Here is a 13,406-nt window from a genome sequence, read left to right on the forward strand (position 1 = left end):
AGTGCGCCGAGCCAGCGCGCCGGGTGCCGGCGCCAGGGCGGCGCGCCGGGGCACGCTATTCGCGGGTTGCCCGGCTGGCCTCCGGCTGCAGCGGATCTGATTCCGCATCGGACACTACGCTCCGTGCCCGAGGTGCAACTTACAGTTAATTAGGCTTCGCGGCAAGTGCCGGCCTGCTGACAGCCGGCAAGAGCAGTGGGAGGCGTACCGGCAAGACGGCGGCTCGCGCTGCGGCCTGCCAGGTCACCCCCGGGGTTTTTGCGCGGGCGCGTCCGCTGCCTTATGCGCGAAGCGGCAGATGGCCCCCGCAGCCTCGCGCGGACGGGCCGGGCTGCGACTGCGCCATTCCAGGCGGCAGCAAGGAACGGATCGTCCCGGCAACTGGCGGCAGGCGCTCCCGGCGTTCCGGTCCGGTCCCGGGGGCACGGCCTCGGCAGCCCGTACCATTCCGCGGCTTCAGGCAGCCGGCCGCCGCGCTCCGCGAGCCGCCTGCCGGAGAGGAGCCAGGGCCTGTCCCTCGCACTACGACTCCCTTGCAGTCCTCGACCCGATGCGCGCCATGGCCGTACGCGTGCGTGGACTCCTTCGCGCCGAGGATGCATACCGGCCGGTCTGCTAAACGGACCCTCCGGTTATCTCACTCAACCTCGCATCAAGTCGCTATATTGCGATCGACCTATTACAGAGAGTGAGATGAGATAACCATGAGTGATGTGAGGGGGAGGTCGCCGGCAGGATTCACCCTGCTTTACCTGGGCGAGGCCGACGGCCGGCTCTGCGAGCAGAAGGTAAGGCTCGCAAACGCGGAGAGCGTCCGGTTCGAGCATGTCCGGCCCGTTCGCGAGTTCTCCTCTTACCCTGGCCAGCGAAGCTTCCCGGGGCTGTGGTGGTCATCAACGATGCAGGACCTGGTCGGATTCGAGTCCTGGCTGGAGCGGGACCGGCTCATGATGCTCGATTTCTCGCCCGAGGTCACGGCCTTCTCATCACAGCCGTTCTGGCTGACCTGGCCGGAGGCAGGAAAAGTTCGGCGGCATGCGCCGGACTACTTCGCGCGGATGGCTGACGGGACCGGGCTCGTGGTCGACGTCCGCGACGATGACGACATCGAGCCCGGGGACGCGCAAGCCTTCGCCGCCACCGGGGAGGCGTGCAAGTCGGCCGGCTGGGCCTACCAGCGGGTCGGAGCCGTCGACGCGGTGCTGGCGGCCAACCTGCGCTGGCTGTCGGACTACAGGCACCCCCGGAACCTGAATCCCGCTCATGCGAGCGCGCTCGCGGAAGCGTCCGCGCAGCCTGTTGCCCTGATGGAGGCAGCGCGGACTGCGGGTGACGCGATCGCGGTGCTGCCGTCAGCGTTCCACATGCTGTGGTCGGGCAGGCTGCGAGCCGACCTCGCCAGCAGCCCGCTGAGCGGCTCGACCACGGTGACGTCGGCGGGTGCGGGCCGGTGACTGTCTCCAGGCCGCCGGAGATCGGAGCGGGTGACGAGGTTCGCCTTGGCGATACGGCCGCCGCCGTCGTGGCTGTGACCGGCACCGCAGTGTGCCTGCGGGATGTCACCGGGGCCGGGTTCACCCTTGCCCGCGGCGAACTGCTCGCCAGCCCGGGCTTCCGTGTCATCACGGCGAGGACCGCGCCGCTTGCTCCGGCGGGGCTGCTGGACGGGCTGCCCGATCATGCCGTGCAGAAGGCGCAGTGGTGGGAGCAGCACATCGTCGAAGTCCTGGCCGGGGCTGCCCGCGGGGAGCCGGCGGGGACGGAGCAGGATCAGCGGGCCACCCTGCGGCAGCGGGAACTGGCCAAGGTAGCGGACCTGTGCTCGGCCGGCCACCAGATCGAGGTGCGGACGTTCCAGCGGATGCGGTTCCGGTACGAGAAGAAAGGGCTGTGGGGACTGGTCGATGCCCGGCTGACACGCCTGTCGCTACCGACAGGCCGGGCGGACGCGAGACTCGTCGAGGCCGTCAGCCAGGCCGTGAAGGCCGAGACCGACGCCTCCACCGGCGACGTCGACCGGCTGCGGCGGCGGACCGAGGAGATCCTCGCCGCCGCCGGGGTGGACCCGCGGCAGGTGATGCCGCGCCGGACGGCCTTCTACCAGCTGGTCAGCGTCGTTTCCGCCGGCAAGCACACCTTCGGGTCGGCGCGCTCTCGCCGGTCAGCGGCAAAGCCGCCTTACCGGCCGTTCGGGACCGTGACGGGGTTCCGGCCCGGCCAGTGGATGCAGGTCGACTCCTCGCCGCTGAATATCCAGATGCGGCTGGACAACGGGCTGACGGACCGGGCCGAGCTGACGTGGATCATCGACCTGGCAACCAAGACGATCCCGGCGGCGGTCCTGCGCCCCTCCACCAAGGCCGTGGACGCCGCGCTCCTGCTGGCACGCTGCCTGACACCGGAGCCCATGCGGCCGGGCTGGGCGGACGCGCTGCGGATGTCACGGTCGGTGCTCCCGCACCAGCGGCTGACCGACATCGACCAGCGGCTGGCTGACGCGGCGGCCCGGCCGGTGATCGTGCCGGGCACCATCGTGTGCGACCACGGCAACGTGTTCATCTCCCAGACGTTCCGCAACGCGTGCCGGGCGATGGGCATCAACTTCCAGCCCACCCACAAGGGTTCCCCGTGGGAGAAGGGCACCGTCGAGACGAGCTTCAACGCGGTCGACACGCTTTTCGCCCAGCACGTCGCGGGCTACGTCGGCAACAGCGTGGAGAACCGCGGCAAGGACGCCGGCCAGGCAGCGGTCTGGTCGATGGCCGAGTTGCAGGACCTCCTGGACGAATGGATCGTCACGCGGTGGCAGAACCGCCCGCACGACGGGCTGCGCGATCCCTTCTGCACTAGCACCGTGCTCACCCCGAACGAGAAGTACGCCGCCCTGGTCGAGGCCGCCGGCTACGTCCCGGTCGCGCTGTCACACGACGACTACATCGAACTGCTGCCGGTCACCTGGCGGAGGATCAACGCCTACGGGGTCAAGATCAGGCACCGCAAATACAACAGCAAGGCAGTGCGCCGCTACGCCAGGGAGCACTCCGGCGTCACCGGCATGGACGGCCGATGGGAGGTGCACTACGACCCCTACGACGTCTCCCGGATCTGGGTCCGCAACCACCGGGAGAGCGGCTGGATGGAGGCAACCTGGACCTACCTGCAGACGGGCCCCGTCCCGTTCGGGGACCTGGCCTGGGACCAGGCACAGCGGATCCTGGCCCGCCGCGGCGTCAGCAAGCCCACCGAGGAGCAGCTCGCCCAGGCTGCCGACAGCCTGCTCGACCGGGCCGGGAAAGGCCCCGGCCGCCCGCCTTCCAAAGCCCGGCCCGCCGCCGGCGAGGTCCGCCAGGACCTGCGGGCGGCGGCCCGCACCCGGGCGACGACAAGCAAGGACACCAAGGCCGCGTGGCCTGGCCGCGCGGCCCAGGCACCGGCGGCCACCCCAGAAATCAATCCCGGCGACGAGACCGGCAACGAGGGACAACAGGAAGGAGCAGTGACGAAGATGACCCCGCTTGGCATGTTCGACGCGGCTGAGGAGGCCAGGAGACGATGGTGACCGAAGACGCCAAGGAGACGACAGTGACCAAAGACACCAAGGAGACGATAGTGACCGAAGACGGCCAGGCCCCGGAAGAACCGTGGGCCGACAACGGGCCGCGTGAGCCGACGGTAACGCTGCAGCGATGGCGGCGGTTTGTCGACACCCCGCCCGCGAGCTTCACCCTGCTCCCTGAGCACCAGTGGCTGCAGCTGGGCGGCGCGAGCAGGGAGGCTTACGGCGACGCCCGGATCAGCTATCACTCAGAAATGATCGTTGTCGCTACTTCGCTGGTCCGTGATGTCGCCCGCCAGGGCCGGCTGCTGACCTTGCTGAACCGGCAGGAGACGGGCGCGCGCCGGATGATGATCCTCTCCGGGCCGCAGACAACGGGGAAGACAACTGCGCTGAAGCAGCTCGGCCGGCTGCACGAACTGCGCCTGCGGGCCAGGCAGCCCGGGCGCGCAGGTGACCGGATTCCGGTCGTGTACGTCTCGACCCCGCCCAAGGGATCCCCCGCAAGCTCGCCGCCGAGTTCGCCCGTTTCCTCGGGCTCCCGCCGGTTAAGCGGGTCTACAACACAACCGACATCACCGACGCCGTCTGCGAGGTCCTGATGAAAGCCAGGGTCGAGCTCGTTCTCGTCGACGAGATACACAACCTGAACCTGTCCACTGCCGCAGGCGAGGACATGTCCGACCACCTCAAGTACTTCACCGAGCACCTGCCCGCCACCTTCGTCTACGCCGGGATCGACGTTCCCGGCAGGTTGTCCGGACTGCGCGGCGCGCAGATCCTCGGCCGCAGCGTGGTGATCAGCACGGCCGCCATGCCCTGCGGCGAGGAGTGGAGCCAGATGATCGCCACGCTGGAAGACGCGCTGCGGCTGCACCGTCACAAGCCCGGCACGCTGCTGCGCAACGCCAGGTACCTCCACCAGCGCACTGGCGGCATGATCGGCAGTCTTTCGCACCTGATCCGCGCCTCAGCGCAAATTGCGATCCTCGAGGGAACGGAGTCGATCACCCGCAAGCTGATGCAGGACATCCCCGTCGACTACATTGCCCAGTAATGCGTCAGGTTAACGCGGACGGGACACCTGTCCCCAGTTAAGTTGGCCAAATCTCAAATGATCCGGCGAGGCCTGATTTTTGCTCGCGCCATGAAATTGATACAAGTCATGTCGCGTTCGGGACGACGGCCGAGGTTAGTCGCGTTCGCCAGGCGCTCCAGGAAAGCGCCGATGACGGCGGCCGCAGGCCGATGCGATAGAGAACGCCCCACTATGGCCAACAAATTTGAGACAGACGGCACAGCAGGAGTAGTCATGGTCATGGTCGTCCTCGCCGCGCTCCGCGATGTCGGCCTCGCCGGCGGCCTGGTGAGGCTGTCGTCAAGGGCCGCCGGCTGTAGTCTGCCTGGCTGCCCTGCGATGCCTCAGATCTTGGGGGCGGGCCAGGAGCTGAAGCAGGTACAGGTAGGCGAGATCTGCCAGGCCGGCCGGGATGTCGCCGTCGTGCGCCGCCAGGAGAACCCCGTCGGCCGGCTGCGGGCGCCCCCCGTACGCATGCCCGCCGTTGCGGAGCACCCGCAGGTAGGCGGAGACGGCCATCTCAAGGCTCATGACGCGTTCGGTGCCGTTCTTGTTCGGGACGAGCAGGCCGCCGTTCTGCAGCCTGGACAGGGCAAAGAACCCGTCCTGAAGCTGGCGCAGCGCGGCGACGGCCTGCGTGGCGCGCGGCAGGAGAACCCGGCCGGCTGCCTCGCTCATCAGGCCGGTCATCTCGCGTAGTGCCCGTTCGGCGTAGGACAGCTCGCACATCCTCTGAAAGCGCGGGCGGCGCAGCCCTTCCAGCATGTCCAGGGTGTCGAACAGCAGGAGCCGGCGTACGTGGCTGTCGCGGACGTGGGCTGACAGCGACTGGACGTTCCGGAACGCCTGCTCGATGCTGAGCAGCGCCTCGAAGTTGTCCTTCGCGCTGTAGGTCCCGTCCGCCTTGGCGTACCCCGCAGGGTCGGTGACTTCGGTGAACAGACGGTCCAGCGCGCCCGCCCACCAGGTCAGCGCGGCATCCATGTCGGCTGCGCAGACCTCGGGCCGCGGGCCGCTTTCCGCCCGGCCGTCGGGAATGAACAGCTGCAGCAGCTCTGACGCCTCGCCGCGGCGGCCGGCTACCGTGCGGCCGAACGTGTAGACGACCACGCCGCCGGCCCGCTTCCCGGGCACTGCCCAGACCCACGGGGACAGCGAAAGGAAAAGCGGCGAGAGATAGGCGCCCAGGCCGAGGCTCGTGTCGCTGAAGAGCCCGCGCGCCGCCCTGAAAAGGGGCTTGTCGGCCAGGACCGGCGGCTGCAGGACATGGCGCTGTCGTCTTCCATCTGGCGGAGCACGCGGGCCGCCCCGTAGCGCTTGGCCAGGGCATCGTCAACTTCCACGAGGTAGGCGGCCGCCTCGGGCAGGAGGGGCAGAAGGTGGACCTGCAGTGCCTGCCGGACGACGCCGGGGAGTTGGTCGTGGGGTGCCGCCAGCGTCGCTAGCGTGACCTGGTACATCAGGGCGGCCAGGTCGCCATGTCTCTGCGAGCTGATCCGGTCCAGCTCGGCCTGCACGCGGTCGCCGGGTACGCGCCCGTAGAGGCTCGGGCTGGGCGGCAGGCGGCGCAGCCGCGAGTAGGCGCCCGCCGCGGCCGCGTTGCGGCTGCCTGCCAGGCGGGTTACCTCGACCAGGCGTGCGGGCCGTCGCCGCACGCGCTCGTCAAGCCGGACATCCCAGGTTCCGGCGGCTAGGTCGGCGGCCTCCATGCGCCACCGGCACATGCGGCCGAAGTCCAGCGGGTTGCTTCCCGCCAGCCAGGCGGGCAGCCGGACCCGCACCGACCGGCGCGCGAGCTCAGCGTCGGCCTCCGGGTCCGTCGTGATCGTCACCGGTGCTCTCCTGCCCTGCCTTGCGTCCGGGCCCGCCCGGCTCCCCCTGGGAAGCTACCGTGACTGACCGCTGTGCAGGGACTGGTTTTTGGACGAGACCGTCGTTTGCGCCTGGCCCGGGCACCAGCGGCGCCTGGACCTGGCGGCGGTTGCGCGGTAAAAGTAGTTGGTCAGCAAGGGTCGATTATGGTCGTGAGCAGACTGACTTAACATAAGGCATTTATCGGCACATAGCGGACAGGGTGCCGGCGCCCACGCGGCAGGTCCAGCCACAGCAGGCGTGATGAGCGAAATGCCCGGCACGGTCCTGTCCGCTGATTTCCCATGGAAGGGACCGGACCGCTGTACGCGGGCAGTTACCGGCCGCACGCCGCATCGGTGGAAGATAGCCGGATTTAGGTCATATCTCTTGCGCCGGCAGGCGACTGAGCGTAATGTCCTGGTAGTTTCCGCAGGTCAGGGCTACGGGAGGTCCTGCGTGCAAGACGGCATCCAGGCCCAGCAGCGGCCGGCGGCGAAGTACAGCGCGCTGCCCGCCGCGGCGGCTGGGAAGGCCCGGGAATGAAGACCTGGCTCGGGTGCCTGGGGGGTGTCCTGCTGCTGCTCGCGGCACCCGGCCTGATCATCGCAGGGCTGGCGCTGATGGCTCACCCGCAGTGCGCCGGGCACGTGCTCACCGGCTGCCCCGGCGATGGCGGGACCAGCGGCGCGGGCGTTGCCCTGCTCGTACTCGGCATCCTGGACGTCGCCGTGCTCGTGGCACTCGCTGCGGCGAACGGGCACCGGCTCGACTAGTGATGAAGCTGTGCTTCCCGCCGGGCCCGCGAACCGGGACCGCCGCTCCCCTCCCCCGCAGCCCGTCCGCGGCGGCCCAGCCGAAGCCAGTCAGAGACGGTTACACTCCGTGTTATCGCCGCCAGCGTGCCGGCCGGGCAGCTGCACCCGAGCGGGCACAACGCCTGCCGGGTCATCGCTCCGGCGGTAGCGGACATCCATGACGGCGCTGGCACCAGCAGCTACTACCCTCTGGGCATGAGCCGCCGCTGGTCACAGGGCCGCCATCCCTCATCGCCGCGAGCTTGCCTGTTCTGCGACGCGACCGGTCCGCTGACCGATGAGCACGTATACGGGAAGTGGCTGCGGAAACTCGGCTACGCCGGTGAGGGCGTCCGGGTGACCAACCTGGACGCCGATCTCCGCCTCATCGCTAGCCCCGTCACCCGCACCCTCGACGACGAGGCCGTGCGCCTGCTTGCCTACGGTTACGCGAACGGCAACCGCGATGGCGACGGCGTCCCCGAATCGCGCCCGCTGAACGTCGTGGTACTCATGCCGAGGATGAACGCGGCACAGGCGTGGGCCCGGTACGCGAACCAGACCTGGCGCGTCGGCGACCTGGAAGCCGAGGTCACCGCGCTGCGGCGCGGGCACGTGGGACTCGTGGTCCTGGTCAACAAGCACGACGGCGTCGACCTGCCGGGCAGCGCCTGCGAGTTGCTGGTCATTGACTGCGTTCCGCGCCCGCTGGACGCCTGGGAGCGCCGCGAGGCAGTCGCCCTAGCCGACAGCCCGGCCGGCGCGCGAGGTGCAGCGGATCGAGCAGGGCATGGGCCGCGGCGTCCGCGACACCTGAGACCACTGCGCGGTGGCGCGGTTCGTCCGCCTGGTTCGCCCGCTGAGGCGGGCACCCGCCCGGCTGGGACCGGCGCGAGCTGCGGCGTGACCGCCAGCCGGCCAGCCTTCTGAGATTCACGCATGCCAGCGTAGGCAGTAGAGCTCCTCCTGGTGCGCGGCTTTCCCCGCGTGCCGTCCTAACCAAGCGGAGCCGTTCAGGGCCTCCTTATCCGGGATGCACTTCGCACCGGGGCCCCGTCCCGCGGGGTCCTGTCTGCCGACTGCTCCGCCAGTGCGCTCCTTAGCGATGGCCGGCGCGGCCCATCGCGTCCAGGCGGGCAGGCCGCTGGCCCGGCGGGCGCAGACGCGGCGCATGAGAAGGCCGTTGATGGCGGCAGACCAGCAGGTGACGGCTTATCCGTTGCCGCCGACCCGAAGATTGGGCGACTGGCGGGCACACGGCTACAACCGCGTAATTCCACGTCGTGATCGGAGGTGCCCGTAGGCGATCTCAAGGGCCACCATGCGCTTGTAAGCTGAACTGACCAGTGGGGCCGGCTCTGGGAGCGCGGGCCTGGCACGCTGCGGCGTGTCCGCCGCGACAGGAGTACGCCCGTGACCGCGGCGTCCCCCCGCCCATAGCGCCGCGATTAACGTCATCCAGCCATTAACAGGCCACGCCTGGCCGGATGCCGACGTGTGGACGAGCGGCGGGTCCTCACACGGTCCTTCGGGCCGCCTCCGTCGCCTTCACGCGCGGCCGTGAAATGCTTACGCGGGCCGCCCGCAGGATGCCAGCCGTCAGCGACCAGAGCCGGGGACTGCTCACCTGCCGGGCACGAACGGGAGCGAGCCAGTCTCCTCGTCCCCTTTTGCAGTCGACCGCCGCCAGTTCAGTCATTGGCTGGTTAACCCCGCCCCAGGAAAGCAAAAACCGCAATAGCCGCGCCTGTACCATGCTTTCGTGACTTCTCATCCCCTCTACGAGGTAACTGATGAGGACCTGCGGGTCCTCATCCTGGCCTGGTACCGTCGCGTACGGCTTGCGAACCAGGCACATGCAGAAGCCGGCTCGCACGCCAGGCGGAACAGCATGCTTCTGGGTATTCCGGCGGTCACCCTGAGTGCCGTAGTGGGAAGCGCAATATTTGCAACCATCGACAAGACGCCAAACAGGTACTTGCAAATAGCCGTCGGTTTGCTGAGCCTGACGACGGCAGTCTTGGCAGCGTTCCAGACATTTCTCCGGCTGGACGAGCAGGTTCGGGAACATGAGGTAGCGTCACGTTCCTTCGGGGCGATCCGCCGCGAGCTTGGGCAACTCGGCGCGATAGCGCATCACAATAGGGAAGAAACTGAGTCCCGGCTGGAGAAGGTGCGCGAAAGATACGATCAGGCATCAGCTGCCTCCAGGAACGTTCCGCAGAAAATATGGGACAGGCTAGTACTCCAGCCGTAGATCGTGATCTGGCTTAGATGGGCGGGAGCCGGGCCGACTGGGGCGAAGGTGGTCTGGGAGGCTGGTTGCATGACTGTTCCCCCGGATGGGCTGCCGGTGTACCGAGTCCTTACTGGCCCTGATGACGCGGCGTTCTGCCGTCGGGTCAGCGATGCGATTGCCTTGGGGTACCGCCTCCACGAAGGTCCCGCTGTGACGTTCAACGGCGAGCGAGTGATCGTTGCGCAGGCGCTGGTATGGCAGGGAGCCGGTGAGCTTCCTGCGGGCTAGCGCGCAGCACGCCCGGCCGCGGGCTCGTGATCGCAGGCGTGTCGGTGCTGGAAACTGGACGGCCACCGTCTGATCATCGCGGTTTGTGACGACTCGTGATGATCTTCTGGTGGCCGCTGGCCCCAGCGTAAACCCCGGCCGGTGGCTGGGGATACTCGATGACCTGATGGCCCGGGCGGGATCCCGTTTCCGCAGGGTGGAGCCGCGCAGGCGGGCGCGGGCGTTCGTACTTGGCCTGCTGTCGGAGCTGCCGAAGGTGAACTGCTGGACGATCGCCGAGCAGGCCGGCGATTCCTCGCCGGACGGGATGCAGCACCTGCTTGCCCGGGCGAAATGGGACGCCGGCGGGGTCCGCGACGACGTGCGCGGGTGCATCGTCGACGTCCTGGGGGATCCCGGGGCGGTGCTGGTCATCGACGAGACCGGGGACCTGAAGAAGGGCACCGCCACCGCAGGCGTGCAGCGGCAGTACACCGGCACAGCCGGCCGGATCGAGAACGCGCAGGTCGCGGTCTACCTCGGCTACGCCGCCCGGGGCGGGCGGGCCCTGATCGACCGGGAGCTGTACCTGCCGAAGTCCTGGACCTCTGACCTGGCCCGCTGCGCGGCGGCCGGGATCCCCGACGGCACGGCGTTCGCGACGAAGCCGCAGCTCGCGAGGCAGATGATCGAGCGGGCGGTCAGCGCGGGCGTGCCGTTCGCCTGGGTCGCCGGCGACGAGGTTTACGGAGATAACGGCTCTCTGCGCGGCTGGCTGGAAGAGGACGGCATCGCCTACGTGCTCGCGGTCGCCTGCCGGCACATGGTCCCCGCCGGCGGCGGCCGCACCCTGCGGGCCGATGAGCTGGCCGCCCGGCTGCCGAAACGCGCCTGGCAGCGGCTGCCGGCCGGGCAGGGCGCCAAAGGCCAGCGCTGGTACGACTGGGCCTGGATCACTGTCGCTGATGACCGGCCCGGGCACCGGCACCTGCTGGTGCGCCGCAACCGCTCCACCGGGGAACTGGCCTTCTACCGCTGCTACGGCCCGCAGCCGGTCACGCTCGCCGCCCTGGTCCAGACCGCCGGGCTGCGCTGGACCATCGAGGAGAACTTCCAGGCCGGCAAAGGGCTGACCGGCCTGGACGAGCACCAGGTCCGCCGCTGGACCTCCTGGTACCGGTGGGTCACCCTGGCCATGCTCGCCGCTGCCGTCCTGGCCATCGCCACCGCGACCGAGGACGCCGCCCCCGACGGCCTGATCCCGCTGACCAGGAACGAGATCGCCCACCTGCTCGCCACCGTCATCATCCGGCCCGGCCACGGCACCGCCCATCGGCTGCACTGGTCACGCTGGCGCCGCCGCCACCAGCACCGAGCACGGACCTGCCACTACAAACGGCAAGCGGCCCAAGATCAGTCAACATAACGATCTACGGCTGGAGTACTAGCCGTGAATGCAGGCACTTACTGGCCGGCGGAGTTCTCATCCTGGCCCGAAGCATCAGCGACCGGGGCGGCACAGCATATTCCTTAGCTTTTCCGGTCAAGGTGAGCACCGCAGCGGAAGCTACATTGGCGCCGGCCCTGCTACCACTCGCACGGCCTTAATGGAATCAGGCTGAAGCCGCAGTACCGTGTTTGTAGTCTCTTTGCCGGCGTTTGCACAGCCCTCGGGGCCGCAGAACACGACGCACGCAGTGCCATCATTCTGCGAGCTGGTAAACAGGATCCCATCGATGGAAAAGTCAGGGAGCCAGCGCAGGTACTCGGTGAGAACCTGCGTCGGGACGTATTCAATGTGCTCCCGACCGTCTGCCGTGACTGGCGCGCTCAGGTCCTCGGCAAATCCGTACATGAACAATAGCTCATAGTAATGCTTGCGACCGTCCGGGTCGAAGTAACTAGGCGCGGGCGGAAGGTTGGCCAGGTCAACCATATGGAGCGGCCGGACGGTCTCGAAGGCGCCTACGACCGCAAACCTCTTGCTGGTATGCGCACCTATTTCTGCAATCACCGTCGCTATGTCGTCGGCACCGTAGAACATTGATATGCCTGCCGGACTCATTCTGTTAACGGAAGCAGCATCGTCGGGCGGCGAGCCAAGGCTGGACGCGTCGTATGACCCGTCAGGCTCATCGATCATCCGGCCCCGGTAGAACACTCGCCCCGCCGGGACTTCCGTGAGAATATCCTGCGTCTGGATAATGTCGACCAGCTTTTCAAGGATTTCCGCTGCCCCATATTCGTCCGGATGCCGCGAGGACTCTTCGGGGATGGAAAGGAATACAAAGCGGGTCTTGTGCTTCACCGTCTGGCGGAAGTCATCCCATGCATACCGGAAAGCGTCGCCTGGATTCACGGCGCCTGGATCCTTATTCCAATGATTGTGCTCTATGCAATCGAAAATTTCTTGGAGGACGGAATCCGAGACGGCTCCCGAGCAGACATCCTCTGCCACTTCCTGCGACGTGTAGCGGCGCGTAACGTCATCATCCCAGTAAAGACTATCGTTCGACCGTACGTAAAAGAAGTGAATCGCTTCCATCACTGACAGCATCAGGAGTTCGAAGCTGGCCGCGATCGGGTCCTCGCCGGCTTGGGCCTCCCTGTCGCAAAAGCTGCAGGCATTTTCCGTCAACTGGTCAGCGACCTGGCTGCGCAGCCCTTCGTCGGTAATGCATTCGAGGCAGACCGACTGCTCGCCAGTATCACCGAAGCCGCGGGCTGCGAGTTCTTCGTAGTAGTCTTTCGTCCGCGACATAGACGGTTACCAGCTTCCCTCGCATCCGTGCCGAACGGCGACGCCGGGACTTCCGGGGCTCGAGTGGCGATCGTCCGCTGTGCAGTTTAGAGCTTGAGCGTCGGTTCAGTCCGGGCGTTGGCGATGACGGCTGGAAAGTGCGCCGGGGAGGGCGTCGTTCGCCTGCGGCCTGTCACCAGGGCGCACTGCGGTTAGCTTTTCCAGGTCGTCCGCGTAATGCTCGCCTGCGGGCATTACTGAACATGCTGGGGGACGTTCAACGCAACGGCCTGTTCTGCGCCATCTTAAGGAACGAGGCAGGATGCTGAGGGTTGCGGCAGCCCTGCCCCCTTCGTGATCGGTATGCGCGTGCCAGTCTGGGAGCGGCGGTGAGCTGTGACAGGTAAGTCCGTCGCGCTTCATCTAGCTGCCGGGCTTGGCCGGGTACGTCCAGATCCGGCCCTGGCGGGGATGTGTCCCGCAGTGGTTGATCCCGCTCGGCCCGGGGGACCGGGAAGCGGCGGGTTCAGGTACGCCGTGTGACTGGTGAGCCGGAGTCACCCGAGGCCGGTGACAGTCCAGGTGCTTCAGGTACGGCCGATCCGGGCAGCCGGGGCGCATGAGCCTGCTCTGATGCTCGATTTCTCGCAGACCGTGAGCGGGGTTCTCGCTGCCGTCTGGCAGTACCCGCTGTCAAGGGACTGGGCTGTGCCGTCGCCGAATGCGACCGGGTGCGGACTACAGGGCGTCCAGGACGGCCTTTCCCGTCTGGCCTTTCGGAAAGCCGTCTTGCCATCCTGGTCGGATAGCCCATCTAAAGTTACGCGCTTTCCGGCTAAGGATGTCCTAGCTGAGTATGTTTAGCTGCGATTCGGAAC

At 67.7% G+C, this 13,406-nt stretch carries 12 protein-coding genes; 9 read left to right on the forward strand and 3 right to left on the reverse strand.

The window, feature by feature from the left end:
• Positions 1-704: 704 nt before the first annotated feature.
• The 4 genes from EAS64_RS10625 to EAS64_RS44635 are packed head-to-tail and all read left to right on the forward strand — an operon-like array spanning position 705 to position 4,613.
• Positions 705-1,454, forward strand: coding sequence for a TnsA-like heteromeric transposase endonuclease subunit (locus EAS64_RS10625; protein WP_145852773.1), 750 nt, complete (start codon positions 705-707; stop codon positions 1,452-1,454).
• Complete coding sequence (locus tag EAS64_RS10630; RefSeq protein WP_222849186.1) at positions 1,451-3,559, forward strand: TnsB C-terminal domain-containing protein; 2,109 nt, start codon at positions 1,451-1,453, stop codon at positions 3,557-3,559. The genes EAS64_RS10625 and EAS64_RS10630 overlap by 4 nt, the downstream gene beginning before the upstream one ends.
• Positions 3,553-4,158 carry a TniB family NTP-binding protein gene (locus tag EAS64_RS44630; protein WP_222849187.1) on the forward strand — a complete coding sequence of 202 codons (606 nt, stop codon included), beginning with the start codon at positions 3,553-3,555 and terminating at the stop codon, positions 4,156-4,158. Before EAS64_RS10630 ends, EAS64_RS44630 begins: the two co-directional genes overlap by 7 nt.
• Positions 4,158-4,613 carry a hypothetical protein gene (locus EAS64_RS44635; RefSeq protein WP_222849188.1) on the forward strand — a complete coding sequence of 152 codons (456 nt, stop codon included), beginning with the start codon at positions 4,158-4,160 and terminating at the stop codon, positions 4,611-4,613. Before EAS64_RS44630 ends, EAS64_RS44635 begins: the two co-directional genes overlap by 1 nt.
• Positions 4,614-4,934: 321 nt before the next feature.
• Here the strand turns inward: EAS64_RS44635 and EAS64_RS10640 are convergent, their stop codons facing one another.
• Positions 4,935-5,768, reverse strand: coding sequence for a hypothetical protein (locus EAS64_RS10640; protein WP_145852774.1), 834 nt, complete (start codon positions 5,766-5,768; stop codon positions 4,935-4,937).
• Complete coding sequence (locus EAS64_RS10645; RefSeq protein ID WP_145852775.1) at positions 5,714-6,466, reverse strand: hypothetical protein; 753 nt, start codon at positions 6,464-6,466, stop codon at positions 5,714-5,716. The genes EAS64_RS10640 and EAS64_RS10645 overlap by 55 nt, the downstream gene beginning before the upstream one ends.
• A gap of 561 nt (positions 6,467-7,027) precedes the next feature.
• Between EAS64_RS10645 and EAS64_RS10650 the strand changes: the two genes are divergently transcribed.
• The 5 genes from EAS64_RS10650 (at position 7,028) to EAS64_RS10670 (ending at position 11,214) form a co-directional block, all read left to right on the forward strand.
• Positions 7,028-7,261: a hypothetical protein gene (locus EAS64_RS10650; RefSeq protein WP_145852776.1), complete on the forward strand. Its 234-nt coding sequence runs from the start codon at positions 7,028-7,030 to the stop codon at positions 7,259-7,261.
• 126 nt (positions 7,262-7,387) lie between these two features.
• On the forward strand, positions 7,388-8,212 hold the full coding sequence (locus EAS64_RS10655; RefSeq protein WP_145852777.1) for a hypothetical protein: 825 nt from the start codon (positions 7,388-7,390) through the stop codon (positions 8,210-8,212).
• An 832-nt stretch (positions 8,213-9,044) separates the two neighbouring features.
• Positions 9,045-9,539: an SLATT domain-containing protein gene (locus tag EAS64_RS10660; RefSeq protein WP_187365831.1), complete on the forward strand. Its 495-nt coding sequence runs from the start codon at positions 9,045-9,047 to the stop codon at positions 9,537-9,539.
• Positions 9,540-9,608: 69 nt separating this feature from the next.
• Entirely contained in the window at positions 9,609-9,809 is a 201-nt protein-coding gene (locus EAS64_RS47130; RefSeq protein WP_145851113.1) for a DUF1737 domain-containing protein, read from the forward strand.
• Positions 9,810-9,975: 166 nt separating this feature from the next.
• Entirely contained in the window at positions 9,976-11,214 is a 1,239-nt protein-coding gene (locus EAS64_RS10670) for an IS701 family transposase (protein ID WP_145852305.1), read from the forward strand.
• 141 nt (positions 11,215-11,355) lie between these two features.
• On the opposite strand, the gene EAS64_RS10675 is transcribed toward EAS64_RS10670, so the two are convergent.
• Positions 11,356-12,549: a HEPN-associated N-terminal domain-containing protein gene (locus tag EAS64_RS10675; protein WP_145852779.1), complete on the reverse strand. Its 1,194-nt coding sequence runs from the start codon at positions 12,547-12,549 to the stop codon at positions 11,356-11,358.
• Between the last annotated feature and the right edge of the window lie 857 nt (positions 12,550-13,406).

The sequence above is a fragment of the Trebonia kvetii genome (assembly GCF_007827045.1).
Lineage (GTDB): Bacteria > Actinomycetota > Actinomycetes > Streptosporangiales > Streptosporangiaceae > Trebonia > Trebonia kvetii.

Excerpts from the sequence above, each read along its gene's own strand:
- EAS64_RS10625 (WP_145852773.1), top strand. The coding sequence starts at position 705 with ATGAGTGATGTGAGGGGGAGGTCGCCGGCAGGATTCACCCTGCTTTAC.
- EAS64_RS44630 (WP_222849187.1), top strand. The coding sequence starts at position 3,553 with ATGGTGACCGAAGACGCCAAGGAGACGACAGTGACCAAAGACACCAAG.
- EAS64_RS44635 (WP_222849188.1), top strand. The coding sequence starts at position 4,158 with ATGAAAGCCAGGGTCGAGCTCGTTCTCGTCGACGAGATACACAACCTG.
- EAS64_RS10650 (WP_145852776.1), top strand. The coding sequence starts at position 7,028 with ATGAAGACCTGGCTCGGGTGCCTGGGGGGTGTCCTGCTGCTGCTCGCG.
- EAS64_RS47130 (WP_145851113.1), top strand. The coding sequence starts at position 9,609 with ATGACTGTTCCCCCGGATGGGCTGCCGGTGTACCGAGTCCTTACTGGC.
- EAS64_RS10670 (WP_145852305.1), top strand. The coding sequence starts at position 9,976 with ATGGCCCGGGCGGGATCCCGTTTCCGCAGGGTGGAGCCGCGCAGGCGG.
- EAS64_RS10675 (WP_145852779.1), bottom strand. The coding sequence starts at position 12,549 with ATGTCGCGGACGAAAGACTACTACGAAGAACTCGCAGCCCGCGGCTTC.